Source organism: Methylibium sp., assembly GCF_035762065.1.
GTDB lineage: Bacteria > Pseudomonadota > Gammaproteobacteria > Burkholderiales > Burkholderiaceae_C > Methylibium.
Window position 1 is genome coordinate 23,640 of sequence record NZ_DASTPW010000012.1, and the last position, 25,518, is coordinate 49,157.

General features: G+C 71.4%; 27 protein-coding genes. 8 read left to right on the forward strand and 19 right to left on the reverse strand.

Annotated features, from left to right (window positions below):
- Nucleotides 1-94: 94 nt before the first annotated feature.
- The 5 genes from VFR90_RS04255 to VFR90_RS04275 all read right to left on the reverse strand — a co-directional run bounded on the left by VFR90_RS04255 (nucleotide 95) and on the right by VFR90_RS04275 (nucleotide 4,716).
- Complete coding sequence (locus VFR90_RS04255; RefSeq protein ID WP_326404792.1) at nucleotides 95-811, reverse strand: hypothetical protein; 717 nt, start codon at nucleotides 809-811, stop codon at nucleotides 95-97.
- The gene (locus VFR90_RS04260) at nucleotides 808-1,302 is read right to left on the reverse strand and encodes a hypothetical protein (protein ID WP_326404794.1); all 495 of its coding nucleotides are present in this window, start codon (nucleotides 1,300-1,302) and stop codon (nucleotides 808-810) included. Before VFR90_RS04260 ends, VFR90_RS04255 begins: the two co-directional genes overlap by 4 nt.
- A gap of 9 nt (nucleotides 1,303-1,311) precedes the next feature.
- The gene (locus tag VFR90_RS04265; protein WP_326404795.1) at nucleotides 1,312-1,923 is read right to left on the reverse strand and encodes a hypothetical protein; all 612 of its coding nucleotides are present in this window, start codon (nucleotides 1,921-1,923) and stop codon (nucleotides 1,312-1,314) included.
- Between the two features lie 4 nt (nucleotides 1,924-1,927).
- Nucleotides 1,928-2,527 (reverse strand): hypothetical protein, encoded by a 600-nt coding sequence (locus tag VFR90_RS04270; RefSeq protein WP_326404797.1) that lies wholly within the window; start codon nucleotides 2,525-2,527, stop codon nucleotides 1,928-1,930.
- Between the two features lie 110 nt (nucleotides 2,528-2,637).
- Entirely contained in the window at nucleotides 2,638-4,716 is a 2,079-nt protein-coding gene (locus VFR90_RS04275) for a sigma-54-dependent Fis family transcriptional regulator (protein WP_326404798.1), read from the reverse strand.
- Nucleotides 4,717-4,981: 265 nt separating this feature from the next.
- Here VFR90_RS04275 and pedF point away from each other — a divergent pair, with 265 nt between their 5' ends.
- From pedF to VFR90_RS04290, 3 genes are all read left to right on the forward strand, one after another.
- A complete protein-coding gene (pedF, locus tag VFR90_RS04280) occupies nucleotides 4,982-5,464 on the forward strand; it encodes a cytochrome c-550 PedF (RefSeq protein ID WP_326404799.1) in 483 nt (160 codons plus the stop codon).
- The gene (locus tag VFR90_RS04285; protein ID WP_326404801.1) at nucleotides 5,461-6,330 is read left to right on the forward strand and encodes a substrate-binding periplasmic protein; all 870 of its coding nucleotides are present in this window, start codon (nucleotides 5,461-5,463) and stop codon (nucleotides 6,328-6,330) included. The genes pedF and VFR90_RS04285 overlap by 4 nt, the downstream gene beginning before the upstream one ends.
- A gap of 132 nt (nucleotides 6,331-6,462) precedes the next feature.
- The gene (locus VFR90_RS04290) at nucleotides 6,463-8,196 is read left to right on the forward strand and encodes a diguanylate cyclase (RefSeq protein ID WP_326404803.1); all 1,734 of its coding nucleotides are present in this window, start codon (nucleotides 6,463-6,465) and stop codon (nucleotides 8,194-8,196) included.
- Between the two features lie 44 nt (nucleotides 8,197-8,240).
- On the opposite strand, the gene ruvC is transcribed toward VFR90_RS04290, so the two are convergent.
- Nucleotides 8,241-8,789, reverse strand: a complete 549-nt coding sequence (gene ruvC, locus VFR90_RS04295) for a crossover junction endodeoxyribonuclease RuvC (protein WP_326404804.1) — start codon at nucleotides 8,787-8,789, stop codon at nucleotides 8,241-8,243.
- Nucleotides 8,790-8,848: 59 nt separating this feature from the next.
- Between ruvC and VFR90_RS04300 the strand changes: the two genes are divergently transcribed.
- Nucleotides 8,849-10,021 (forward strand): tetratricopeptide repeat protein, encoded by a 1,173-nt coding sequence (locus VFR90_RS04300; RefSeq protein WP_326404805.1) that lies wholly within the window; start codon nucleotides 8,849-8,851, stop codon nucleotides 10,019-10,021.
- A gap of 85 nt (nucleotides 10,022-10,106) precedes the next feature.
- On the opposite strand, the gene VFR90_RS04305 is transcribed toward VFR90_RS04300, so the two are convergent.
- Genes VFR90_RS04305 through dusB form a run of 6 tightly spaced genes read right to left on the reverse strand, consistent with a single transcriptional unit; the run spans nucleotide 10,107 to nucleotide 15,375 of the window.
- On the reverse strand, nucleotides 10,107-11,156 hold the full coding sequence (locus VFR90_RS04305; RefSeq protein WP_326404806.1) for a phosphatidate cytidylyltransferase: 1,050 nt from the start codon (nucleotides 11,154-11,156) through the stop codon (nucleotides 10,107-10,109).
- Nucleotides 11,157-11,184: 28 nt separating this feature from the next.
- Nucleotides 11,185-11,811 (reverse strand): lysophospholipid acyltransferase family protein, encoded by a 627-nt coding sequence (locus tag VFR90_RS04310; protein ID WP_326404807.1) that lies wholly within the window; start codon nucleotides 11,809-11,811, stop codon nucleotides 11,185-11,187.
- A 4-nt stretch (nucleotides 11,812-11,815) separates the two neighbouring features.
- Nucleotides 11,816-12,490 carry a hypothetical protein gene (locus tag VFR90_RS04315; protein ID WP_326404808.1) on the reverse strand — a complete coding sequence of 225 codons (675 nt, stop codon included), beginning with the start codon at nucleotides 12,488-12,490 and terminating at the stop codon, nucleotides 11,816-11,818.
- Nucleotides 12,491-12,539: 49 nt separating this feature from the next.
- Complete coding sequence (gene purH, locus VFR90_RS04320) at nucleotides 12,540-14,150, reverse strand: bifunctional phosphoribosylaminoimidazolecarboxamide formyltransferase/IMP cyclohydrolase (RefSeq protein WP_326404810.1); 1,611 nt, start codon at nucleotides 14,148-14,150, stop codon at nucleotides 12,540-12,542.
- Entirely contained in the window at nucleotides 14,147-14,383 is a 237-nt protein-coding gene (locus VFR90_RS04325) for a Fis family transcriptional regulator (protein ID WP_326404811.1), read from the reverse strand. The genes purH and VFR90_RS04325 overlap by 4 nt, the downstream gene beginning before the upstream one ends.
- Nucleotides 14,380-15,375: a tRNA dihydrouridine synthase DusB gene (dusB, locus tag VFR90_RS04330; protein ID WP_414676488.1), complete on the reverse strand. Its 996-nt coding sequence runs from the start codon at nucleotides 15,373-15,375 to the stop codon at nucleotides 14,380-14,382. Before dusB ends, VFR90_RS04325 begins: the two co-directional genes overlap by 4 nt.
- A gap of 179 nt (nucleotides 15,376-15,554) precedes the next feature.
- Here dusB and VFR90_RS04335 point away from each other — a divergent pair, with 179 nt between their 5' ends.
- The 4 genes from VFR90_RS04335 to VFR90_RS04350 all read left to right on the forward strand — a co-directional run bounded on the left by VFR90_RS04335 (nucleotide 15,555) and on the right by VFR90_RS04350 (nucleotide 18,897).
- Nucleotides 15,555-16,037, forward strand: a complete 483-nt coding sequence (locus VFR90_RS04335) for a YqaA family protein (protein WP_326404882.1) — start codon at nucleotides 15,555-15,557, stop codon at nucleotides 16,035-16,037.
- A gap of 97 nt (nucleotides 16,038-16,134) precedes the next feature.
- Nucleotides 16,135-17,214, forward strand: a complete 1,080-nt coding sequence (locus VFR90_RS04340) for a class 1 fructose-bisphosphatase (RefSeq protein ID WP_326404813.1) — start codon at nucleotides 16,135-16,137, stop codon at nucleotides 17,212-17,214.
- Between the two features lie 161 nt (nucleotides 17,215-17,375).
- Entirely contained in the window at nucleotides 17,376-18,155 is a 780-nt protein-coding gene (locus VFR90_RS04345; RefSeq protein ID WP_326404814.1) for a helix-turn-helix transcriptional regulator, read from the forward strand.
- A 73-nt stretch (nucleotides 18,156-18,228) separates the two neighbouring features.
- A complete protein-coding gene (locus VFR90_RS04350; protein ID WP_326404815.1) occupies nucleotides 18,229-18,897 on the forward strand; it encodes a Crp/Fnr family transcriptional regulator in 669 nt (222 codons plus the stop codon).
- A gap of 40 nt (nucleotides 18,898-18,937) precedes the next feature.
- Here VFR90_RS04350 and VFR90_RS04355 read toward each other — a convergent pair whose 3' ends face one another.
- From VFR90_RS04355 to urtA, 7 genes are all read right to left on the reverse strand, one after another.
- Nucleotides 18,938-19,279, reverse strand: coding sequence for an FmdB family zinc ribbon protein (locus VFR90_RS04355; RefSeq protein WP_326404816.1), 342 nt, complete (start codon nucleotides 19,277-19,279; stop codon nucleotides 18,938-18,940).
- 1 nt (nucleotide 19,280) lies between these two features.
- Entirely contained in the window at nucleotides 19,281-20,513 is a 1,233-nt protein-coding gene (gene fmdA / locus VFR90_RS04360; protein WP_326404817.1) for a formamidase, read from the reverse strand.
- A gap of 23 nt (nucleotides 20,514-20,536) precedes the next feature.
- Nucleotides 20,537-21,226, reverse strand: coding sequence for an urea ABC transporter ATP-binding subunit UrtE (gene urtE, locus VFR90_RS04365; RefSeq protein ID WP_326404818.1), 690 nt, complete (start codon nucleotides 21,224-21,226; stop codon nucleotides 20,537-20,539).
- 12 nt (nucleotides 21,227-21,238) lie between these two features.
- On the reverse strand, nucleotides 21,239-21,994 hold the full coding sequence (gene urtD, locus VFR90_RS04370) for an urea ABC transporter ATP-binding protein UrtD (protein WP_326404819.1): 756 nt from the start codon (nucleotides 21,992-21,994) through the stop codon (nucleotides 21,239-21,241).
- A gap of 13 nt (nucleotides 21,995-22,007) precedes the next feature.
- Entirely contained in the window at nucleotides 22,008-23,207 is a 1,200-nt protein-coding gene (urtC, locus tag VFR90_RS04375) for an urea ABC transporter permease subunit UrtC (protein WP_326404820.1), read from the reverse strand.
- A complete protein-coding gene (urtB, locus tag VFR90_RS04380) occupies nucleotides 23,204-24,118 on the reverse strand; it encodes an urea ABC transporter permease subunit UrtB (RefSeq protein ID WP_326404821.1) in 915 nt (304 codons plus the stop codon). Before urtB ends, urtC begins: the two co-directional genes overlap by 4 nt.
- Nucleotides 24,119-24,241: 123 nt before the next feature.
- The gene (gene urtA, locus VFR90_RS04385) at nucleotides 24,242-25,495 is read right to left on the reverse strand and encodes an urea ABC transporter substrate-binding protein (protein WP_326404822.1); all 1,254 of its coding nucleotides are present in this window, start codon (nucleotides 25,493-25,495) and stop codon (nucleotides 24,242-24,244) included.
- Between the last annotated feature and the right edge of the window lie 23 nt (nucleotides 25,496-25,518).

A 25,518-nucleotide genomic window follows, 5' to 3' on the forward strand; every position in this document is an offset into this window, starting at 1 on the left:
GCGTTACGAAAGATTTCGCGGCCTTTCGCTGCGGCACCCGGCGCCCGGCCTGCAGGATTCCGTCTCGCGTGCTACCGCGACGCAAAGGCCGCGTTCACGGCGTGCGCCACGCTTGCAGTTCCAGCGTGAGCCGGCCACCGGTAAGGAAGGGCGAGCTCACCGTCTCGTTGCGCTCCAGCTTCACCAGCCCCGGCCCGGGGCAGTACCACTCGGTGGTGACGAGCGGCACGTCCTTCCAGCCGCTCATGCCGTCGGCATAGAGCCGCACCGCGGCCTCGCCGCGCACGCGCAGGCAACGCTCCCAGCGGCCCGCGGGCACGGTGACGGTCTCGTCGAGCGCCGCGATCGCATAGCGCATCGGCACGCTCGGATGGTCGTGGCGCAGCTCGGGCGGGAAACCCTGCCGGCGCTTGAGCAGGTAGGGCAGCGTCGGCGCCGGCCATTCGGTGCCGGCGGCCAGCGGCTCCTTCAGCACGTAGCGCGGCTGCGCGTCGGGCTGCGGCTCGGCCTGCTGGTCGTGCTTGGCGGCGACGCGGTAGATGCCGCTCGCGTCGCGGCGCAGCCACCAGTCGTTGCCGTCGGCGCTGCGGCGGCGCCAGGCGGTCGCGCCTTCGTAGGGCTCGCTCGGAAGCGTCGAGAGTTCGAGCTTCGTGACCTCGCGGCTGCCGTCGTCGAGCTCGAGCGTCTGGCGGTAGGTCCAGCGGTGGCCGGGTTCCAGCGGGAACAGCTCGGCCGACGGCGGCTGCCTGTCGCAGGCGCCGAGCGCGCCGACGGCCGCGACGACGCCGGCGACAAGGTTCGCGCGCCTCATTTCTCGGGCAACTGCGGCGTCGGCAGGTCGCGGATCTTGATCTCCTGCTCCTGGCTTCCGGGCCGCAGCCAGGCGAGGCCCTGCCTGCCGGCCTTCGGCTCGGCGGTGCCGATCTGGCTCACGCCCTGGCGGACCTTCTTCATGCCTTCGTCCAGCAGGCTGTGCAGGTCCTTCGAGTACGGCAGCCGGTAGGCGCGCGGCTGTGCGGCCGGCTTGCCCTCCTCGATCGCGTTGACCCAGACGTAGAGCGCGCCGGCCGACTTCGCGCCGGGCTCGTCGATCACCGCGGCCAGCAGCGTGAAGCGCTCGGGCAGCGCGTTTTCGCTCGGCCAGCCCCACAGGCCGTGCACCGCGTCGTCGGCGTAGAAGTAGAAGACGCTGACGCCCGCCACCAGCAGCGCCTTCATCCACGCCGGCCAGCGCGAGGCCAGCAGCGCAAGCGCGCAAACCAGCAGCAGCGCGCAGAAGCTCAGGACGATCGGGGTGGTCATGTGGGCGGGTCAGGGCGGGGTGGTGACGAGCGGCTTGGCCAGCGTGTTGACGTTCGCGACGCTGCCGTCCGGCAGCACCGAGAAGCGCACCGCGGTCGCCTCGTCGCCCTTGCGCGCGAGCGGCACGGCGCCGTAGAAGACGACCTCCGCGCGCGGGTTGACCTTGATCACCGAGACGTTCGCCTCCACCGGCTGGCCGTTGCGGCTCTCGTAGTACTGCAGGTTGACGGTGAACTCGCCCGGCTCGACGCCGCGGACCGTCACCACCTCCTGGTTCAGCGGGTTCACCACCTCGCGGCCGTCGACCAGGATCACGTCGCCCTGGAGCCCGCGGTCGTCGCGGTCCAGGTGCATCAGCCCGGCCTCGCGCGCGCGGAACCACACCAGGTTGCCCGCCGGGTCCTGCACCCAGGTGTCGATGTCGTTCGGGTCAAGGTCGGGCCAGGCGACGTTGACGATGAACTCGGCCTTCGACGGGATGTCGCCGGCCTTCAGCGCCTTCGGGTTCATCGCGATCAGCGCGACGATGAAGCAGAAGACGAAGGCGATCAGCATGTTGAACAACATGTCGTAGAAGGGATCGACCTCGCTCTCGCGCGCGAGCCGGCCGCGTCGTCGCATCGCCTCAGCCGGCGTCGAGGCCGCTGCGCTGCGCCTCGGCCACCAGCGCGTCGGCATAGCGGTCGAGCCGTGTCAGCTGCAGCCCGAGCAGGATGTTGCCGACCAGCCCGACCATCGTGGTCAGCAGCGCGACGCCCAGCCCGGTGGTCAGGCTCTTGAGCAGGTCCTGCGACTGCGCCGGGTCGAAGTTCGGCGCGCGGCCGATCTCCAGCGCCAGGATCGAAAAGCCGATCACCTTGCCGAGCAGCCCGAGCTTCAGCTGGATGCCGTTGACCCACCACGCGGTCGCGTGCGGGCCGTGCGTCTGTTCGAGCAGCAGGTCCAGCGGTGCGGCGGCGTCGCGCGGCGCGCGAGCCAGCGCGTCGCGGTAGTCGCGCAGCCACGAACCGGGCCGGTCGCCGCCGCTGCGCTGGCGCTGCAGCTCGCGCGCGCGGGCGCCGCACCACAGCGTCGAGGCGGCGAACACCACCAGGATCACCAGCGTGATGCCGGTCGGGTCGGCGGCGAGCAGCAGCGCCCAGACGCCGCGCACGCCGAGCAGCCAGGTCGCGAAGACGAGGATGCCGCCGAGCGCGAGCCATTCAAGCCACAGCGGCTCGACCACCGACGTCGCGCGGGCAAGTCGGACCGCCAGCAGACGCCGCGGATCCGGCTCCGCCGGTCCGCCAGCGTCGCCCCCTCGAGGGGGAGCGGCGAAGCCGCAACGGGGGTGGGTCACCTCCCCGCACCCGGAGGCCAGTAGAGCTTGCGGTAGATGGTGTTGCGGCTGATCCCCAGCTTGCGCGCGGCCACCGAGATGTTCCCGCCGGCCTCGGCGAGCGCGCGCCGCACCGTCTCGTGCTCGAGCTGCTGCAGCACGCTCTTGCCCGGCGGCTGGGTCGGCGCGGGCGCCGTGGCGGCGGCGGGGGCGCCGGGCGCCGGCTCGGACGCCGCCGCGGCCGGCTGTGCCCGGCGTGCTTCGAGCAGGAAGTCCTCCGACAGGTGCTCGACCGTGATGACCGACGCATCGCCCGCCATCGCGACCGCGGTGCGCAGCATGTTCGCGAGCTGGCGCACGTTGCCCGGCCAGCGGAAGCCCTGCATCAGGCGCACCACTTCGTCGTCGAGCCGCGGCAGGCGCTGGCCGCGGCATTCGCGCTTGAGCAGCTTCTCGGCCAGCACCATCAGGTCGCTGCGATCGCGCAGCGCCGGCAGCTGCACGACCAGGCCGTTGAGCCGGTAGTACAGGTCCTCGCGGAAGGCGCGGCGCTCGATCATGTCGCGCAGCGGCTGGTGGGTGGCGCTGATGATGGTCACGTCCACCGGCAGCGCGCGGGTGCCGCCGAGCGGGATCACCTCGCGCTCCTGCAGCACGCGCAGCAAGCGGGCCTGCAACGCGAGCGGCATGTCGCCGATCTCGTCGAGGAACAGCGTGCCGCCGTGCGCCTGCAGCACCTTGCCGACCGCGCCCTTGCGGCGCGCGCCGGTGAAGGCGCCTTCCTCGTAGCCGAACAGCTCGGACTCGATCAGCGTCTCGGGGATCGAGGCGCAGTTGACCGCCACGAAGGCCTGGCCCGCGCGGCGGCTGGCCTGGTGGATCGCGCGGGCCAGCACCTCCTTGCCGGCGCCCGTCTCGCCCTGGATCAGCACCGCGATGTCGCGGTCGATCACGCGCTTGACGCGCGCGACGACGTCGTCCATGCGCGCGTCGCCGGTCTGGAGCTGGCGCAGGCTCGGCGTGGACGCCGGCGCGGGCGCGAACACCGGCGCGGGCGGCGCCTCGGCCGGCGCGGGCGCGTCCTCGCGCTCGGCGCGCTTCTCGAAGGGCACGACCTTGCCGCCGCCGGTCGCGCCCGGCGCGAAGGCCTGCCAGTGGTGGCCGCTGAAGCGCGCCTGCAGGTGGACGATGCGGCCGTCGGGCACGGCCAGCTGCAGCGGCAGCGCGAGCGCCGAGCCGAAGTGATCCACGAGCGCATCGACCGAGGTGCCGAACAGGCCGGTCAGCGTGTTCATCCGCAGTGCCGCGCCGGACATGCGCAGCAGGTCGAGCGCCGCGCGGTTCGCGCCGAGCAGCTTGCCGTCGGGCGCGACCGAGACGATCCCCTCCATCAGCGTGCCGAGGTATTCCGGGCGCGGATGGAAGTGCAGGCGCAGCGTCTGGCGGCTGTCGTCGATGAGCCAGTGGTTCTGGATCATCCGCGCCGACATCTTCACCAGCCCCATCGTGTGCGCGTGGAAGGAGTGGTGGTCGCCGGTCACGTCGAGCACGCCGACGAGGTTGCCGCGCGGGTCGAACACCGGCGAGGCCGAGCAGGTGAGGAAGTGGTTCGCGTGGACGAAGTGCTCGTCGGCGTGGACGATCGTCGGCGTCTCGGTGACGAGCGCGGTGCCGATCGCGTTCGTGCCCTTGTTCGACTCGCTCCAGTTCACGCCCGGCGCGAGCGCGACCTTGCTGGCCTTCGCGAGGAAGTCGTCGTGGCCGATCGAATGCAGCACCGTGCCCTGCACGTCGGTCAGCAGCACCATGCTCTGCGTCGCGAGGATCTGCTCGAGCAGCATCTCCATCACCGGCACCGCGTGCTGCGACAGCCGGCTGTTGCGCTCGCGCGCGACCGACAGGTCGGCGCGCGCCATCGGCGAATGGTCGGGCGCGCGGATCGGGCTGATGCGCAGCGTGGTGCAGCGCTCGTGCGACTGCTGGATGGCATCGACGTGGCCCGGGTCCGGCGGCAGCCAGGCGCTGGTGGCGGCATGGCCGAAGCCGACGCTGCGGCGGCCGTCGCGTGCCGGCACGCGAGGAGGAGGGCTGTTCATCGAAAGTCTCCTGGCGTCACGTTCGCGGCGCCCGGATCGCGGCGTCCTGCGACGGACTGCCGGGATCTTAGGCAGCGGCGCCTTCGGCGGGCATGCCTCGCTAGTCCCGACGGCAGCAGCGCCGCGGGAGCGAATCTGCTCCCGGCTGGAGCAGATCGACGGTGGCAACCCCGCCCGCGAGGCCGCCGCGGGGGCTGCGCGGCGCGCCCGCGCCGGTGGCACAGGCGTTGCACCCCGGCTGCGCATGTGTCCCCCGGAGCTTTCGATGACCTTGCTTGTCCGCCCCCGCGCTCTTCCCGCATGCCTCGCGCTGCTGCTCACGCTCGCCGCGGCGGGCGCGGCCTCGGCCCACGGCGACGTCACGCCGCAAGCCGTCGACACCAAGGGCCTCGCGCCGCTCGGCGACGGCTGGCGCGCGGAGAACCCGTACCGCAAGAACGAGCTGGCGGTGAAGATCGGCGGCTCCGCCTACAACCAGAACTGCGCGCGCTGCCACGGGCTCGAGGCGATCTCCGGCGGCATCGCGCCCGATCTGCGCAAGCTCGACGGCGAATGCGCGAGCCTGAAGGACGCGGCGAAGAAGAGCGCCTGCGTGAAGGACGCCGACGACTACTACGCGAGCGTCGTCCGCAAGGGCCGCACCCGCAACGGCGCGGTCTACATGCCGCCGTTCGAGGGCGTGCTGAACCAGGAAGCGGTGTGGGCCATCAAGAGCTACCTGGAAACGCGCCGCGAGAAGCCGCTGTGACGCGCCGGCACGCCCTCGCTGCCGCGCTCGCGGCGCTCACCGCGCCCGGCGCGTGGGCGCAGGCGGCGAGCGAGGCTGCTCGCGAGACCGCGCTCGCGCGCGTGCGCCGGCAGGGCCGGCTGGTCGTCGCGGTCTACCAGGACCTGCCGCCGTTCTGCAGCGGCGAGCCGAAGGCGCCGCACGGCATCGACGTCGATCTGGCCGGCGAGCTGGCCGCGGCGGTGGGCGTGCCGCTGTCGCTGCTCGACTTCCCGGCCGGCGAGTCGATCGGCGACGACCTGCGCAACGCCGTCTGGCGCGGCCACTACCTCGGCTGGGGCCCGGCCGACGTGATGCTGCACGTGCCGATGGAGCGCCTGCTGATCGAGGCGCACCCGCAGGTCGACGTGTTCGGGCCCTACTACCGCGAGCGGCTGATGCTCGCCTGGGACCGCGAGCGCGGCGGCGAGCCGCCCCAGGACGCCGCCGCGCTGCGTGGCCGGCGCATCGCGGTCGCCGGCCAGTCGCTCGCCGGCGCGCTGCTCGCCGGTGCCGACGGCGGGGCCCTGCGCGAGACGCTGTCGACGCGCTTCGGCGACGGCGTGAACGCCGCGCGCGCGCTCGAAGCCGGCGACGCGGAGGCCGCGGCCGGCCTCGCCTCGGAGCTGGAATCGGTGCTCGCGCGCACGCGCGCCGCGCGCGAACGCTACGCGCTCCTGCCGCTGCCGCTGGCGCGCGCGCCGCGCAACGGCTGGGTGGTCGGCTGCGCGGTCAGGCGCGGTGCCGACGACCTGGCGCGCGTGCTGCAGGACCGCCTGCTCGCGATGACCGCCGGCCCCGCGCTGCGCGAGCTGTTCGCGCGCCACGGGGTCGGCTGGCGCGGCTGAGGCGGCGCGGGCGGCGAGCGCAGCCCGCGCGGCCATCGAACGATCTGGCCGGCTGCACGGCCGCTGATCGACCGACCGGACGCCGTGGTGCCGCGCCACGATGGCGCCGCGCTCCTACTGCTCCGCCGCGCCATGTTCCGCAGCTTTCGCACCCAGTTGACCCTGCTCTTCGGCACGCTCGCCCTCGCGTTGGCGGGCGTGCTGTCGTACGAGTTCGGCAACCGCTTGACGCACCAGGCCACGAACGAGCGCGGCGACGCGCTGCGCCACCTGGCCGACGCCACCGCCGCACTGATGGCCGAGGGCCTGCACGAGCGCATGCGCGAGGTGGATCTGCTCGCGCGCTCCAACGAGATCGCCCGCATCGGCCTCGATCCGCAGGCGTGGCGCACCGAGATCAACCGGCTGCGCAGCGGCCGCCCGCACTACGCATGGATCGGCGTGACCGATGCCGACGGCACCGTCGTCGCCGCGAGCGACGGCCTGCTGGTCGGCGCCGACGTGTCCAAGCGGCCCTGGTTCGTCGGCGCGACGAAGGGCGCCTACGTCGGCGACGTGCACACCGCCAAGCTGCTCGCCAAGCTGCTGCCGGCGTCGGACGACGGCGGCCCGCTGCGCTTCATCGACTTCGCCGCGCCGCTGCGCGACGCCGAGGGCCGGCTGATCGGCACGCTCGGCGTGCATGCCGACTGGCGCTGGGCGCGCGACGTGATCGCGCTGCTGCACAGCGACGATTCGCGCGATGCGGGCGTCGAGGTGCTGATCGTCGATCGCGCGGGCAAGGTCATCCACGACCCGCAGGGCTCGGCCGCCGCCTCCGGCACCGCGCGCACCGCCCCGGCCCTGGGCATCCAGCCGCAGATGCACGCCTGGAGCGACGGCAGCCACCTGACCGCCGCCACGCTGCTGCCGGCGCGCAGCGAGCACACCGACATGGGCTGGTTGATCGTCGCGCGCCAGCCCGCCGCCGCCGGCCTCGCCGCGGCGCGTGCCGCGCAGCGCGCCGCCTGGGCGGTCGGCTGCCTCGTCGCATGCGCGGCGATGGTCATCGTCTGGATCGTCGCCGGCCGCTTCAGCCGGCCGCTCGAACGCATCGCCATCGTGGCCGACCACATCCTCGACGGCGACCGGCAGGTCGCGATCCCTGTCTCGCGCGGCACGTCCGAGCTGGAACGGCTGTCGTCCTCGCTCGCGCTGATGACGCACCACCTCGTCGAGCACGGCGAGGCGCTGCAGGACGCGAACCGCGAGCTCGAGCGCCGCGTGGGTGAGCGCACCGCCGAGCTGGCGCGCGCGAACGAGGAACTGGGCCGCGCGAACGCCGACCTCGACCACCTCGCCCATCGCGACGCGCTGACCGGCCTGGCGAACCGCCGGGCCGCCGATCACGCGCTCGCCCACATGCTGCGGCAGCACCGCCGCTACGGCCGTTCGCTGGGCGTGCTGCTGATCGACATCGACCACTTCAAGCGCGTCAACGACAGCCACGGGCATGCGGTCGGCGACCGCGTGCTGCAGGCGCTGGCGAACTGCCTGCGCGAAACGCTGCGCGACAGCGACCTGCCGGCGCGCTTCGGCGGCGAGGAGTTCCTGGTCGTGCTGCCCGAGACCGACGCCGAGGGCGTGGCCCACGTGGCCGAGAAGCTGCGCGCGGCGATCGAGGCGCTGGCGCTGCCGTCCGTCGGCGGCATCACCGCGAGCTTCGGCGCGGCGCTCGCCGAGCAGGGCCGCGAAAGCGCCGTCTCGCTGCTGCAGCGCGCGGACGTGGCGCTGTACGCGGCGAAGGGGGCCGGCCGCAACCGCGTGCACTCGGCCGAGGCGCCGACCACCGCGTTCCTGGACAGCGCGATGCTCGAAAGCGTCTGAGCGCGCCGCCGGGCGGTCGCGTCCGTGCCGGCCGCTCGCGCGGCTCAGTAGCTGCGCCCGCGCGCGTACTGCGCGTGCGCGCGGCGCGCCAGCGGCGTCACCGCGGCGATGCGGGCCTGCATCGCCCCGGCCTGCGCGCAGCACATCGCGATGCCCAGCGCGTCGGCCGCGTCCTTGCCGGGCGGCGCGCTCAGGCCGAGCAGCCGCGCGACCATTGCCTGCACCTGTTCCTTTTTCGCCTGGCCGTGGCCGACCACGGCCTTCTTCATCTGCAGCGCGGTGTACTCGGCCACCGGCAGCCCGGCGGACACCAGCGCCGCGAGCGCCGCGCCGCGCGCCTGGCCGAGCAGCAGCGTCGACTGCGGATTCACGTTGACGAAGACGATCTCGACCGCCGAGGCGCTCGGCTCGTAGCGCGCGACGACCTCGCGCACGCCCTCGAAGATCAGCTTGAGGCGGCCGGGCAGGTCGCCGTTGGCGAGGCTGTCGGTCTTGATCGTGCCGCTGGCGACGTAGTGCGTGCGGCTGCCTTCGCACTCGACGAGGCCGAAGCCGGTGACCCGCAGGCCGGGGTCGATGCCGAGGATCCGCATGGGCCCGGATTCTAGGAAGCCGAGCCGCGCACTAGAGTGGCCGGTACCGGAGGGTCGCGATGCTCGCTTCGAAGCGCCTGCTTCCTTGGCTGCTTTCCTTGCTGGGCGCGGTGCTCGCGACGGCGCTCGCCGGCTGCGCGAGCCCGCCGCCGAAGGCCGAGCCGCCGCCCGGGCTGCTCGACGACGCGCGCTTCGCGCCGCCGGCGCGGCCCATCGACGCCGGCGAGATCTTCGCGCTGAGCGAGCCGATGCAGCGCTTCCTGCGCGAGGACATCGCGACGCTGCGCCGCCGGCATGGCGACGTGATGGGGCTCGTCGAGGCGCTGCGCACGCGCAGCCACATCCAGCTCGACTACGACGCCGAGCGCACCCGCAACGCGAGCGAGGCTTTCGCGTCGCGCAGCGGCAACTGCCTCGCGCTGGTGGTGATGGCCACGGCCTTCGCCGACGCGCTGCGGCTGCCGGTGCGCTTCAACCTCGTGCTGATGCCCGAGACCTGGAGCCGCAACGGCGATCTCTACCTGAAGAGCGGCCACGTGAACCTGACCATCGACCCAAGCCTGCGCGAGGGGGGGCCCGGCCGCCCCGGCGCGGTGACGATCGACTTCGTGCCGCCCGAGCAGGCGCAGCGCCTGCGCAGCCGCGCGATCGGGCGCGCCACGGTGGTCGCGATGTTCTTCAACAACCGCGCGGTCGAGGCGCTGGCGGCCGGCGGCATCGACGACGCCTATGCCTGGGCGGCCGCGGCGGTGCGCGCCGAGCCCGCGTTCGCGGCCGCCTACAACACGCTGGGCGTCGTCTACCTGCGCCACGGCGATCTCGCGCTGGCCGAGCAGGCCCTGAAGCAGGCGCTCGCGGCGGCGCCCGACGATCTGCCGGCGCTGTCGAACCTCGCCGCGGTGGCCGACCGCCTGGGTCGGGCCGACGAAGCGCGGGCGCTGCGCAAGCGGCTCGCGGCGCTCGATCCGCACCCGCCGTTCCACTTCTTCGACCTGGGTCGCGCCGCGATGGCGCGCAACGACTTCACCGCCGCACGCGAGCTGTTCGAGCGCGAAGCCGCGCGCGACGGCGAGTACCACGAGTTCCAGTTCTGGCTCGCGCTCGCGAACCTGCGGCTCGGCGACGCGGCGCGCTTGCGCGAGCATCTGAAGCGCGCGATCCGCGCCAGCCCGGCCGGCGGCGACCGGCAGCGCTACGAGGCCAAGTTGTCGCGGCTGCGCGAAGCGCATTGACCCCGGCGGCCGCCGCGGATCCGGCTTGGCCGGTCCGCCAGCGGCGCCCCCTTGACGAGGAGCGCCGAAGGCGCAACGGGGGTGGTCAGGTCCACCAGCGCGCGGAGTGGAAGAACACCGGCGCGGCGAAGCACAGCGGCGCGACCCGATCCAGCAGCCCGACCGCGCCGGTCACCGCCGCCTGGTTGCCCCAGTGCTGCACGCCGGCGTCGCGCTTGAGCGCCTTCATCACGAACTCGCCCATCGTGCCGGCGCCGCTGGCGATGAAGGCCATCGCCGCGGCCTGGCCGGCCTTGAACGGGGTGATCCAGTACAGCAGCGCGCCGACGAAGGCGGCCGCGAAGGCGCCGACGAACCAGGCGCGGTAGCTGAAGCTCGTGCTGATCGCCCGCGCGAACGGCGCGCCCTTGAAGCGGCGCGCCGCGAGGTCCTGCACCAGCTCGGCGGTGACGACGACCACGACGAGGAAAAACACGAGGAAGGCACCGCGGTCGGCGAAGCGCGGGAACTCGAGCAGCAGCAGCGCCGGCGTGTGCGACAGGCCGTAGATGCACACGGTCAAGCCCCACTGGATCTTCGCGTTGCGCTCCAGGTAGCGCTCGGGGTCGCCGGCCAGCGCGCTGACCACCGGCACCGCGAAGAACACGTAGACCGGGATGAAGACGGTGAAGAGATCGAAGTTGCGGTTCGCGACCAGCAGGTACTGCAGCGGCAGCACGACGAAGAAGGCGAGGATCAGCGTGCGATGGTCGCCGCGGCGCGTGTGCATCAGGCTCAGATACTCGCGCAGCACGAGGAAGCTGACCAGCCCGAACAGCAGCGTCGCGCCGGCCGGCCCGGAGACCCAGGCGAGCCAGAACACCACCGCGCCGCTCCACACGGCGCGCAGTTCCCGGTGGAATGACTCACCCCCGTTGCGGCTTCGCCGCGCCCCCTCGAGGGGGCGCCGCTGGCGGCCCGGCAGAGCCGGATCCGCGGCGGCCGCTGTGCCTTCGGCGGTCTGGGTGTCCCCCCCTGCATCGTCGCGCAGCGAGTGCAGCAGCGCGGCCAGCGTCACCAGCGCGAGCACGCCGAACAGCAGCACGAACAGCAGCGCGACCTGCGTCGAGACGGGCAGGTCGCGCAGCGCGCTCATCGCGTGAGAGCCAACGAGCGGCGCGCGCTCACGCGGCCACCGCTTCCAGATCGACGACCGCCTGGCGCGCCCGTTCGAGGAACGCGCGCTTGTCCTCGCCGGCCGCGGGCCCGGCGATCGGCGCGCCGAAGGTCACCGAGCACAGGATCGGCACCGGCACCACCTCGCCCTTGGGCATCACGCGCTGCACGTTGTCGATCCACGCCGGCACCAGCACCGCCTGCGGCACCTGCTGCGCGAGGTGGAACAGCCCGCTCTTGAAGGCCTGCGGCACGCCGCTGCTGCCGCGCGTGCCTTCGGGAAAGATCACCAGCGAGTCGCCGGCGGCGAGCGCCTCGAGCAGCGGCTCGAGCGGGTCCTGGTCGTCGCTGCGCTGTCTGACGACGTACACGGCATGGAAGACCTCGCGCGTGATCCAGTGCTTCAGCGGCGTCGCCTGCCAGTAGTCCTTCGCGGCGATCGGCCGGGTGGTGGCGCGCAGCTCGCGCGGCAGCGCGGCCCAGATCAGCACCCAGTCGAGATGGCTCTGGTGGTTGGCGAAGTAGATGCGCTGCTCGGCCTTCGGCGGGCAGCCGTACCAGTGGCCCTGGGCGCCGGTGATGAGCCGCGCCGCGCCGGCGAGCGCGAGTTCGGCGGCGCGGACGGCGAGGGTCACCGAATCAGAACTTGTAGCTCGCGCCGAAGGTCACCTGGGGCAGCACGCGCCAGTCCGCCTCGTCCTCGCGGATGCTCTGCAGCTCGGCGTCGACGTCGGCCTGCGTCAGGCCGGCCGCGGCGAAGCCCGGGCCGCTCGCGCCGCCGCTGACCTTGGTGCGGCCGAAGAACAGGCCGACGTCGAAGATGAAGCCCCAGCCGGGCTGGGCGCGGTGGTGGCCGTAGCCGAGGCCGAGGTAGGGCATCACGCGCGGGTATTCGATCTTCACGTCGAAGCGGTCGCCGGCGGTCAGCACGAGCGTGCGCGAGCCGATCGTCACCACCTGGCCGGCGCCGCGCGCGCTCAAGTCGAGCCGCGCGTCGTGCAGGCCGACGCCGGCGGAAAGGCGGAAACCGCCCGCGCCGGGGAAGAAGTCGCCGAACAGCGCGACGCGGTCGTTGCGCAGCTTGCCGCGGTACTCGACGCCGTCGTCGTCGGTGTAGGTGTCGCGGCGGCTGCCGACGGTCATCACGTCGGCGCGCAGGCCGAAGCGGGCGTCGAGCGGCAACGCATACCCGACGCCGCCGCCGGCGAAGCCGCCCTGGAAGTAGACGTCGCCGGCCGCGTGGGCAGAGGCGGCGGCGATCGAGGCGAAGGCGCCGAGGCAGGCGAGTCGGACGGCGGGGCTTGGGCGGTTCATCGGTGTCTCCTGGTTTCGGGTGGCTCGGACGGGCAAGGCAAGCACCCGCTCAATGCCGGAAGTGGCGAACGCCGGTGAACAGCATCGCGATGCCGCGCTCGTCGGCGGCGGCGATCACCTCGGCGTCCTTGACGCTGCCGCCGGGCTGGATCACGCAGGCGCAGCCGGCGTCGGCCAGCACGTCGAGGCCGTCGCGGAACGGGAAGAAGGCATCGCTGGCCACGCACGAGCCCTGCAGCGACAGGCCCGCGTGCTGCGCCTTGATCCCGGCGATGCGCGCGCTGTCGAGCCGGCTCATCTGGCCGGCGCCGACGCCCAGCGTCATGCCGCCGCCCGCGAAGACGATCGCGTTGCTCTTGACGAACTTCGCGACGGCCCAGGCGAACAGCAGGTCGGCCTGCTGGGCTTCGGTCGGCGCCCGTTGCGTGACGAGCTTCAAGGCCGACGGATCGAGCGCATGGTTGTCGGCGCTCTGGATCAGCAGGCCCGAGCCGACGCGCTTCAGGTCGTGCGCGTCGAGGCCGCGGTGCCAGGCGTCGCCGGCGTTGCGGTCGACGCCGTCGAGCGAGATCGCGAGCACGCGCGTGTTCGCCTTCGCCTTCAGCACCGCGAGCGCAGCTTCGCTGTAGGCCGGCGCGATCAGCACCTCGACGAACTGCCCGCTGACCGCCCGCGCGCAGGCTTCGTCGACGGCGCTGTTGAACGCGATGATCCCGCCGAAGGCCGAAGTGGGATCGGTCTTGAACGCTTTCGCGTAGGCCTCGGTGGCGTCCGCGCCGAGCGCGACGCCGCAGGGGTTCGCGTGCTTGACGATCACGCAGGCCGGGCCGTCGAAGCTTTTCACGCACGCCCAGGCCGCATCCGCATCGGCGATGTTGTTGTACGAAAGCTCCTTGCCCTGAAGCTGCGTCGCGGTGACGAGCGAGCCGGGCGCCGGATGCAGGTCGCGGTAGAAGGCCGCGCGCTGGTGCGGGTTCTCGCCGTAGCGCAGGTCCTGCAGCTTGACGAAGCGGGCGTTGCTCCGCGCGGGGAACTCGCTGCGCTCGGGCACGGCTTCGTCGCTGTCGGGCAGCACGAGCGAGGAGAGGTGCTCGCTGATCGCCGCGTCGTAGTCCGCGATGCGGTTGAAGGCCGCGACCGCGAGGGCGAAGCGCGTCGCGCGGCTCACGGTGCCGTAGGCGCGCAGCTCGGCGACGACGCCGTCGTACTGCCCGGCGTCGGTCAGCACCGCGACGTGCTGCCAGTTCTTCGCGGCCGAGCGCACCATCGCCGGGCCGCCGATGTCGATGTTCTCGATCGCGTCGGCGAGCGTGCAGCCGGGCTTCGCGACGGTGGCCTCGAAGGGATAGAGGTTCACGACGAGCAGGTCGATCGTCGCGATGCCGTGCTCGCCGAGCGCGTCCATGTGCGCCGGAAGGTCGCGCCGCGCCAGCAGGCCGCCGTGGATGGCGGGATGCAGCGTCTTGACGCGGCCGTCGAGCATCTCGGGAAAGCCGGTGTGCTCGGCGACCTCGGTCACCGGCAGGCCGGCGTCGGCGAGCAGCCTCGCGGTGCCGCCGGTGGACAGCAGCTTCACGCCGAGCGTGTGCAGCGCCTGCGCGAGTTCGACGATGCCGGTCTTGTCGGAGACCGAAAGCAGCGCGGTGAGGTCGCTCGTCATTTGATGAGTTTGTGGTCGACGAGCTTGCGTCGCAGCGTGTTGCGGTTGATGCCGAGCCAGTCGGCCGCGCGCGACTGGTTGCCGTCGGCGTGCTGCATCACCACGTCGAGCAGCGGCTTCTCGACGACCTGGATCACCATGTCGTAGATCGCATGCGGCTCGGCGCCGCGCAGGTCCTTGAAATAGGTTTCGAGGCTTTCGCGGATGCAGGCGTCGATGTGCTTCTTCGTCATGCGGCTTCTTCTTCCAGCACGGGGTCGTTCGCGCCCTGGGGCAGCCGTTCGTGATCGACGGCCAGCGCATCGAACCAGTCGGCGAGCGTGGCCAGCTGCTGTTCGCAGCGTTCCAGCGTGTTCATGCGCGCACGAAAGGCTTCGCCGCCGGGCAAGCCGCGCACCGCCCAGCCGATGTGCTTGCGCGCGCTGCGCACGCCGGTGCCGCCGGGGGCGTCGCCGTACAGCGCGTGGTGATCGTGCAGATGCTCGACGAGCCATGCCCCCACCTCGCGCGTGCGCGGCGCCGGCAGGTGTTCGCCGGTGGCGACGAAGTGCTCGATCTCGCGAAAGATCCACGGCCGGCCCTGTGCCGCGCGGCCGATCATCACCGCGTCGCAGCCCGTGGCGGCCAGCACGTCGCGCGCTTCCTCGGGCGTCGCGATGTCGCCGTTCGCGACCACCGGCACGCGCACCGCCGCCTTCACCGCGGCGACGGTCTCGTGCTCCGCCTGCCCGCCGTAGCCCTGCTCGCGCGTTCGGCCGTGCACGGTGAAGAGCGCGATGCCGAGCTGCTCGGCGCGCGTCGCGATCGCCACCGCGTTGCGGTGGTCCGCGCTCCAGCCGCTGCGCATCTTCAAGGTGACCGGCACGCCGCGCGGCGCGCAGGCGGCGACCACCGCCTCGACGATGCGCAGCGCCAGCGGCTCGTTGCGCATCAGCGCGGAACCCGCCCAGGCCTTGCAGACCTTCTTCGCCGGGCAGCCCATGTTGATGTCGATGATCTGCGCGCCGCGGTCGATGTTGTAGAGCGCGGCCTCGGCCATCTCGGCCGGCTCGGTGCCGGCGATCTGCACCGCGATCGGGCCCGGCTCGCCGGCGTGGTCGGCGCGGCGCGAGGTCTTGAGGCTGCTCCACAGCTCGCGTCGCGACGTGACCATCTCGCTCGTCGCGTGGCCGGCGCCGAGGCGGCGGCACAGCTGGCGGAACGGGCGATCGGTCACGCCGGCCATGGGCGCCACGAACCACCGGTTCGCCGTCGTGTAGGGGCCGATGCGAACGGTGTTCACGCAAGGACTCACGACGGTGGTTGCCTAAAAAGAGGGCAGCAGTATAGCGACGCGTTTCGGCGCGTTTCGGCCATGCGCGGTGGCGCGACGAGCCAACACAATGCCGCGCGATGGAAGCCTGGATGCAGCAATGGATGGAGCAGCTGCTCGTGCTGCTGGCCCTGCCGAAGTTCGGCCTGAGCACCGTGTTCGTCGTCGCGCTGATCTCGGCGACGCTGCTGCCGCTGGGCTCGGAGCCGGCGGTGTTCGGGCTCGTCAAGCTCAACCCCGAGCTGTTCTGGCCAGCCATCCTGGTCGCGACCGCGGGCAACACGCTCGGCGGCGCGATCAGCTGGTGGATGGGCTTCGGCGCCGAGAAGCTCTACGAGCGCGTGCAGCACAAGCCGGCCGAGGCGCGCGTGCTGGGCTGGCTGCAGCGCTTCGGGCCGAAGGCCTGTCTGCTCTCGTGGCTGCCGGTGGTCGGCGATCCGCTGTGCGCCGTCGCGGGCTGGCTGCGGCTGCCGTTCTGGCCCTGCGTCGTCTACATGGCGATCGGCAAGTTCGCGCGCTACCTCACGATGACCCTGGTGCTGCTGCACGCGATGCCGGGCGCGTGGCATCCCTGAGCCGCGACCGGACGCGCGAATCGGTTCGCCCAAGCCGGTGCCGCCGCGGCCGACGCGGCAAGCTCGCGCCCCCTTCGCCGCCCCGCCGCCCCTCGCCATGCCGCTATCGCAGCGCTGGACGCTCACGCGCTACCTGATCGAGGAACGCCGCCGCTTCCCGCAGGCGAGCGGGCGCCTGAACGGGCTGATCCTGGACGTGTCGCTGGCCTGCAAGTCGATCGCCCGCGTGGTCGCGCAGGGCCGGCTCGACGCCGACGGCGACGACGCCGAGCGGCTCGACCGCCTCGCGCACGAGATCTTCCTGCGCCACAACGAATGGAACGGCCACCTCGCGGGCGTGGCCTGCGACGCGGTGGACGAGCCCTGGCAGATCCCCGCCGGCGATCCGCGCGGCCCCTACCTGCTGGTGTTCGACGCGCTCGACGGCACCGGCAGCCTCGACTGCAACGTGTCGGTCGGCAGCATCTTCTCGATCCTGCGCGCGCCCGCCGACGCGGTGGCGAGCGGCCGCGACGCGACCGCGGCCGACTTCCTTCAGGCCGGCGCGACCCAGGTCGCCGCCGGCTACGCGCTCTACGGCCCGACCACGATGTTCGTGCTGAGCGTCGGCAACGGCGTCGCCGGCTTCACGCTGAACCCGAACCTCGGCGAGTTCATGCTGACCCATCCGGAACTTCGCGTGCCGGCCGAGACGCAGGAGTTCGCGATCGACACCTCGAACTCGCGCTTCTGGGAACCGCCGATCAAGCGCTACGTCGAGGAATGCGAGGCCGGCCGCGCCGGCCCGCGCGGCAAGGACTTCAACATGCGCTGGGTCGCGAGCACCGTGGCGGAGGTGCACCGCATCCTGATGCGCGGCGGCGTGTTCATCCACCCGCACGGCAGCGCGACGGCCGGCGCCGGCGCGCCCGGCGGCGAGCCTGCGCTCGCGGAAGCCCGCGGCCTGAGGCTGCTGTGCGAGGCCAGCCCGATCGGCTTCCTCGTCGAGCAGGCCGGCGGGCGCGCGAGCACCGGCCGCCAGCCGGTGCTGGGCGTGGTGCCGCGCGCGATCGGCCAGCGCATCGGCCTCGTCTTCGGCTCGAAGAGCGAGGTCGAGCGCATCGAGCTCTACCACCGCGAGCCCTCGCGCCCGCCGGCGAGCCCGCTGTTCGCGGCACGCGGGCTGTTCCGCGAATGAGCGCGACCGGCGCGTGAACGCCGCAGGTGAATAAGTCACCGGGATCGCGCAACGTATTTCCCTCCTGCGCTGGAGGCGGCCGCCTAAGCTGACCGGCAGGACGTTCCCAGGCACCCGGCACCCTCGCTTCCGGGGCGAAGCGTCCGCACAAGGACGACGCCATGCACACCGCCACCGCCCTGCGCCCGCTTCCCTTCGACCCGCAACAGGCCGCCGCCGCGATGCGCGCCGCCGTGCTCGCCAGCCGCGTCGGCCGGCGCGCGACCGACATCGACGTGGTCGCGCCCGAGCCCGCGGCCGACTGGACGAGCGCGGTGCTCGACGAGATCGACTACGGCGTGCTGGTCGTCAGCGCCGAAGGCGTCGTGCAGCACCACAACCGCGCGGCACGCCACGACCTCGATGCGACGCACCCGCTCGAACTGCTCGGCAGCCTCCTGCGCGCACGCGCCAGCAGCGATCGCGAGCCGCTGCGCGTCGCGCTGCACCAGGCGGCCCACCAGGGCCTGCGCAAGCTGCTGAAGATCGGCGGCGAGGCCGAGCAGCTTTGCATCTCGGTCGTGCCGCTCGGCCGGCGCGCGCAGCCGTCCGCGCCCGCGGCGCAGTCGGCGCCCACCGTGCTGATCCTGCTCGGCAAGCGGCAGATGGTCGGCCAGCTCTCGGTGCTCGGCTACGCGCGCAGCATCGGCCTCACGCCCACCGAAGGCCGGGTGCTGGCCGAGCTGTGCGCAGGCGCCACCGCGCGCGAGGTGGCCGACATGCTCGGCGTGGCCCTCTCGACCGTGCGCACCCACATCAACAGCATCCGCGCGAAGACGGGCGCCGGCAGCATCTGCTCGCTGGTGCGCCAGATGGCGGTGCTGCCGCCGTTGATGGGGGCGCTCGGCCTGTCCCCGCCGGAGCGCGCGAGCGCACAACAGCGCCTGCCGCAGGCCGCGTGAGGGCGGCCGCATGCGCCGCGGCCGCGGCGCAAGGGCGACTCGCTAGCATCGGCGGCGCCGAACGCGCCGCCGCATGCCTGGTTCCTCCGCCACCTCCGATCGACTCGCCCACCTGAGCGACACGCTGCGCCCGCTCGCGCAGCGCGGCGAGCTCAAGCGCTACCGCAAGGGCACGCTGATCGTCCACGAGGGCGAGCCGGGGCATTCGCTGTTCATCATCGTCGCCGGCCGGCTGCGCTGCTTCGCCAGCGGCGAGCGCGAGCGCGAGATCACCTACGGCGTCTACGGCCCCGGCGAATACCTGGGCGAGATGAGCCTCGACGGCGGCCCGCGCTCGGCCAGCATCGAGACGCTGGAAGCCAGCGAGTGCGCGATCGTCACCCGCATCGCACTCGAGCAGCACATCGCCGACCACCCCGAGTTCGCCTTCGAGCTGCTCGCCAAGGTGATCCGCCGCGCGCGCGCCGCGACGCTCACCGCGAAGCAGCTCGCGCTGAACGACGTGTACGGGCGGCTGGTCGCGCTGCTGAACGCGCTGGCGAGCGAGGCGAGCGACGTGCCGGGGGCCGAGGGCGGCCCGCGCCGCATCGACGAGCACCTCACGCACCGCGACATGGCGGCGCGCCTGGGCTGCTCGCGCGAGATGGTGAGCCGCCAGATGAAGGACCTGGAAGCCGGCGGCTACCTGCGCGCCGAGGGCAAGGCGCTGCTGCTGCTCAAGCCGCTGCCGGCGCGCTGGTAGACCGGCGCGGCATCGTCCGGCCCCGCGCCGGCCGTGCGCTTCAGTGGCTGATCATCCAGGGCCGCTTGCCCGGGAAGGCCTTCGCGCCGTTCGCGGCCGTCACCGTCGCGCCGCGCGCGCCCGGCTTGCAGCAGCCGCAGCCGGCCGGGTGCGCGAGGCGCGCGTAGTCGCGCGAGGACTGCGGCGCGTGGCGCGCGCGCTCGTTGACCTCGATCGCGCCGCGCGTTGGCCCGTCGAGCAGCGCCAGCCGCGGCGCGCTCGCGAAGACGCGCGGCGCCGCGGCGCCGCAGCCGGGGCAGGCGGCCGGCTCGTTGCGTGCGGCCAGCGCGCGGAAGGCGTCGAAGCCGCCGCAGGCCGCGCAGGCGTAGTCGTAGGTCGGCATCTCAGGCCAGGTCCGGCGACAGCGGCATCTGCACCGAGCCGTCGAGGTGCTTGATCGGCCCGGCCGCGCTCGGGTTGATGTCGAAGTCGAAGATCTGCGTCGGGATCCACAGCGTCGCGCAGGCGTTCGGGATGTCGACCACGCCGCTGATGTGCCCCTGCACCGGCGCCACGCCGAGGATGGAATGCGCCTGGGCGCGCGAGTAGCCGAACTTCGTCAGGTACTCGATCGCGTTGAGGCAGGCCTGCCGGTAGGCGACGTGCACGTCCAGGTAGTGCTGCTTGCCGTGCTCGTCGACGCTGATGCCCTCGAAGATCAGGTAGTCGTTGTAGTGCGGCGTGATCGGGCTGGGCTTGAAGATCGGGTTCTTGATGCCGTACTTCGCCATGCCGCCCTTGATGAGGCTCACCTTCATGTGCACCCAGCCGGCCATCTCGATCGCGCCGCAGAAGGTGATCTCGCCGTCGCCTTGCGAGAAGTGCAGGTCGCCGACGCTCAGCCCCGCGCCGTCGACGTAGACCGGGAAGAAGATCTTCGAGCCGCGCGAGAGGTCCTTGATGTCGCAGTTGCCGCCGTGCTCGCGCGGCGGCACGGTGCGCGCGCCCTCGGCGGCGGCCTTCGCGCCGGCGTCGCCCTTGAGCTTGCCCATGTGCGCGGTCGGCGCCGAAGGCGGCGCGGCCAGCGGCGGCACGCGCTGCGGGTCGGTCGCGATGAAGCCGAGCTCGCGCTCGTTCCACATGTCGAGCATCTTGCGGTCGGGCAGGCAGCCGATCAGGCCCGGGTGGATCAAGCCCGCGAAGTGCACGCCCGGCACGTGGCGGCTGCTCGTGAACATGCCGTGGAAGTCCCAGATGCTCTTCTGCGCCTGCGGGAAGTGATCGGTCAGGAAGCCGCCGCCGTTCTTCTTCGAGAAGAAACCGTTGAAACCCCAGAGGCTGTCGGCCTTCGCGCCGATGTCGAGCAGATCGACGACCAGCAGGTCGCCCGGCTCCGCGCCCTTCACGCCGACCGGCCCGCTCAGGTAGTGCACCGTGGTCAGGTCGATGTCGCGCACGTCGTCGGCGCTGTCGTTGTTCTTGATGAAGCCGCCGGTCCAGTCGTAGGTCTCGAGCACGAACTCGTCGCCCGGCTTGACCCAGCAGGCCATCGGGATGTCCGGATGCCAGCGGTTGTGCACCTGCTCGTTGCTGGGCGCGGGCTGGGTGAGATCGACCTTGATCAGCGTTTCGGCCATGGCGTGCTCCTGCGTTGGAAGGGTCAGACGGAGAGGTACTGCTTGATGTGCGCGACGTCGGTCTCGGCACGCGCGGTCTCGTGCACGAGCCGGCCGCCTTCGATGACGAACAGCCGGTCGGCCACGTCCATCGCGAAGCTCAGCACCTGCTCGCTCACCACGATCGTGATCTCGCGCAGCCGGCGGATCTCGTTCAGCGCCTTGGCGATGTCCTTGATGATCGAGGGCTGGATGCCTTCGGTCGGCTCGTCAAGCAGCAGCACCTTCGGCTGCGTGACCAGCGCGCGCGCGATCGCGAGCTGCTGCTGCTGGCCGCCGGAGAGATTGCCGCCCTTGCGCCGGCGCATGTCCCACAGCACCGGGAAGAGCTTGTAGATCTCCTCGGGGATGCGCTTGTCCTTCGCGTTCTCCAGGCCGGTCTGGATGTTCTCTTCGACGGTGAGCGTCGAGAAGATCATGCGGCCCTGCGGCACATAAGCGATGCCCTTGGCGACGCGCCGGAAGCTCTCGTCCCTCGTCACGTCGTTCGCCCCGACCTGGATCGAGCCGCTCTTCACCGGCAGCAGGCCGATCAGGCTCTTGAACAGCGTGGTCTTGCCCATGCCGTTGCGGCCCATGATCGCGACCGTCTCCTTCGGCTTCGCCTCGAACGAGACGCCGTGCAGCGCCTCGCTCTGCCCGTAGGCCACGTGGAGCTCCTTGACGTTCAGCATCGCCGTGCTCCTTCAGTGGCCGAGGTACACGTCGATGACCTTCGGGTCGTTCTGCACCTTGTCCATCGACCCTTCGGCGAGGATCCTTCCCTGGTGCATCACCGTCACCTTGTCGGCGATCTTCTCGACGAAGTCCATGTCGTGCTCGATCACGATCACCGCGCGCCCCTTGCAGATGCGCTTGAGCAGCTCGGCGGTGAGGTCGCGCTCGCGCGCGCTCATGCCGGCGATGGGCTCGTCGAGCATCAGCAGCTCGGGCTCCTGCATCAAAAGCATGCCGATCTCGAGCCACTGCTTCTGGCCGTGGCTCAGCAGGCCGGCCTCCATCTCGAGCATTCCGGCGAGGCCGATCTCTTCGGCGACGACCTGTACCCGCGCCAACACGGCGTCGGTGCAGCGGAAGAACATCGCGCCGAGCACCGAGCGGCCTAACGGGTACGAGACCTCCAGGTTCTTGAAGACCGAAAGGTTCTCGTAGATCGACGGCGTCTGGAACTTGCGCCCGATGCCGCGGCGCACGCGCGCGTGCTCGGGAAGCCTGGTCAGCTCCTCGTTCTTGAACTTGATGCTGCCCTCGGTGGCGCGGGTCTTGCCGCAGATCAGGTCGAGCAGCGTCGTCTTGCCCGCGCCGTTCGGGCCGATGATCACGCGCAGCTCGTTCCTGTCGATGTAGAGCGTGAGCGCGTCGATGGCCTTGAAGCCGTCGAAGGCGACCGAGAGGTCCTCGATCGCGAGCGCGAAGTCGGTGTTGCTTCCCAGGGTGCTCATGACGGGTCGCCTTTCAGGCGTGCTGGCCACGGATGCCGCCGGCCAGCGGAGGCGCGGGTTCGCGCGGCTTCGGCGGCTCGGGCCAGGCCGCGTGCGCCGCGGCCACGCGCTCGCGCAGCTCGCGCCGCTCGGCGCGGCGTCGCTTCCACCACGGCTTGAGCTTCTGCTCGACCAGCCCCGCCAGCCCGTCGGGGAAGGCCATGGTCACGCCGATGAAGAGCGCGGCCATCATGAACAGCCACAGGTCCGGGAAGCTTTCCGAAAAGAAGGTCTTGCCGGCATTGACGAGCAGTGCGCCGATCACCGCGCCGACCAGGCTGTGCCGCCCGCCGACCGCCGCGAAGATCACCATCTCGATCGAGGGCACGATGCCGACGAAGCTCGGCGACATGAAGCCCACCTGCAGCGTGAACATCGCGCCGCCGATGCCGGCGATCGCCGCGGCCGAGCAGAAGGCCGCCACCTTGAACATCGCGACGTCGTAGCCCGAGAAGCGCACCCGGTCTTCCTTGTCGCGCATCGCGAGCAGGAGCGTGCCGAACTTGCTGCGCTGGATCCACAGCCCCACCGCGATGCTCGCCAGCAGCGTGCCGGCGCACACGTAGTAGAGGATCAGCTTGGCCGAGTCGGTGCGGATGTCCCAGCCCCACATCGTCTTGAGGTCGGTCATGCCGTTGACCCCGCCGGTCACGCCCTGCTGGCCGATGATGAGCACGGTCAGGATCAGCGCGACCGCCTGCGTGATGATCGCGAAGTACACGCCGCCCACGCGCCGCTTGAACATCGCGTAGCCGATCACGAAGGCCAGCGCCGTCGGCAGCGCCACCACCGCGATCAGCGCGAAGGGCAGGCTGCGGAACGGCTCCCACCACAGCGGCAGCGCGGTGAGCTGGTTCCAGTCCATGAAGTCGGGGATGCCCGGCGTGCTCTGGATCTTGGTGCTCACCGGGTCGCTGGCTTCCAGCTTCAGGAACATCGCCATCGCGTAGCCGCCGAGGCCGAAGAACACGCCCTGGCCGAGGCTCAGCACGCCGCCCCAGCCCCACAGCACGACGAGGCCGACCGCGACGAAGGCATAGCTGAGGTACTTGCCGACCAGGTTGAGCCGGAAGCTGTCGAGGGCCAGCGGGAACACGACGAGCAGCAGCAGCGCGAGCGCCAGCAGGCTGCCGAGGCGGTATGCGTCGAGCCAGGTCTTCAGCACGTTCTTCATCGACGGACCTTCGCAGCGAAGAGGCCTTGCGGGCGAATCATCAGGATCGCGACGATCAGGCTCAGCGTCAGCACCTTGGCCATCGAGCCGGTCAGGAAGAACTCGCTGATCGACTGCATCTGCGCGATGCCGAAGGCCGAGGCCACCGTGCCGAGCAGGCTGGCCGCGCCGCCGAAGGTCACCACGAGAAAGGCGTCGACGATGTAGAGCGAGCCGGAGGTGGGCCCGGTGGAGCCGATGGTGGTGAAGGCCGCGCCCGCGATGCCGGCGATGCCGCAGCCGATCGCGAAGGTGAGCCGGTCGCATCGCTTGGTGTCGATGCCGGTCGCGTTGGCCATCGCGCGGTTGGCCACCGTCGCGCGCACCCGCAGGCCCCAGCGGCTCTTGTAGAGCGCGAGCATCACCACGGCGGTGACGAGCGCGGTCAGCGCCAGCACGAACAGGCCGTTGATCGGGATGTCGAGCCCCTCCTTCGGCGCCCACGAGCCCATCAGCCAGTCGGGCAGCGTCGGGCTCACCTCCTTCGCGCTGATGAAGCTGCGAAAGCACTGCTGCAACGCGAGGCTCAGGCCCCAGGTGGCGAGCAGCGTGTCGAGCGGGCGCTTGTAGAGGTGGCGGATCAGCGCCCACTCGGCCAGCCAGCCGGCCGCGAACGCGAAGCCGAAGGCCAGCGCGATCGCGAGCGGAAAGTAGGCCTGCATCAGACCCGGCGCGAACCGCTCGGCGAGCGTCGAGCCGAGGAACACGGTGTACGCGCCGATCGCCATGAACTCGCCGTGCGCCATGTTGATGACGCCCATCTGCCCGAAGATGATCGCGAGCCCCAGGCCCATCAGCAGCAGCACCGCGAACAGGCTGATGCCCGCGAAGCCCTGCATCAGGCCGATGTTCAGGATGTCCGAAAGAGTCATGGCGTCACCGAGAAGCGAGCTGCCGCGTGCATGCCTTGACCAACCCAGCGCACGCCGTGGATCCGGCTTCGCCGGGCCACTGGCGTGGTCCCCTGGGGGGAAGGCCGAAGGCCCTCGGGGGCGTCATTGATATCCCTTGGGGAAGGGATCGGGCTCGATCAGGTTGGGCGATTCGGCGATCAGCTTGAACTGCCCGTCCATCTGCATCTGGCCGATGCGCGCCTTGCTCCACAGGTGGTGGTTCTTGTGGATCTTCACGTAGCCCTCGGGGGCTTCCTTGAACTCCACGCCTTCGCTGGCCGCGGCGATCTTGTCGATGTCGAAGCTGCCGGCCTTTTCGACCGTGAACTTCCACAGCCAGGGGCCGAGGTAGGCCGCCTGGGTGACGTCGCCGATCACCGACTTGGCGCCGTACTTGGCCTTGAAGGCCTCGACGAACTTCTTGTTGTTCGGGTTGTCGAGGCTCTGGAAGTACTTCATGCAGGCGTAGAAGCCCGCGGTGTTCTCGCCGCCGATGCCCAGCAGCTCGTCCTCGGTGACCGAGATCGTCAGCAGGAACTGCTTGTCGGCCGTGATGCCCGCGGCCTTCATCTGCTTGTAGAACGAGACGTTCGAGCCGCCGACCACCACCGCGTAGATGCAGTCGGGCTTGGCGACCTTGATCTTGTTGAGCAGCGAGTTGAAGTTGGTGTGGCCGAGCGGGTAGTACTCCTCGCCGACCACCTTGCCCTTGAGCTGGTTCTCGATGTGCTTGCGCGCGATCTTGTTCGAGGTGCGCGGCCAGATGTAGTCGGAGCCGATCAGGAAGAAGCTCTTGGCCTTCTTCTCCTTGCTGGCCCAGTCGAGGCCCCAGATGATCTGCTGCGTCGCTTCCTGCCCGGTGTAGATGACGTTCTTGCTCTGCTCCAGGCCTTCATAGAAGGTCGGGTAATAGAGCATGCCGTTCTCCTTCTCGAAGATCGGCAGCACCGCCTTGCGCGAGGCGCTGGTCCAGCAGCCGAACACGGCCGCGACCTTGTCGTTGACCAGCAGCTTCTTGCTCTTCTCGGCGAAGGTCGGCCAGTCGCTCGCGCCGTCTTCCTTGATGACCTTGATCTTGCGGCCGAGCACGCCGCCCATCGCGTTGATCTGGTCGATCGCGAGCTGCTCGGCCTGGATCGAGCCGGTCTCGGAAATCGCCATCGTGCCGGTGGCCGAGTGCAGCTGGCCGACGGTGACTTCGGTGTCGGTGACCGCGAGCTTGGTGGTGTTCACCTTCGCGGTCGGGAACTGCTGGGCCAGGGCCCAGGCCGGCAGGCCGGCCAGCGGCATCGCCGCGGCGGCCTGCATCAGCCGGCGGCGCTGCGCGTCGAAGTTCGAATCGGAAGACTGGGACATGTCGGCCTCCTGCCGGTGACGGT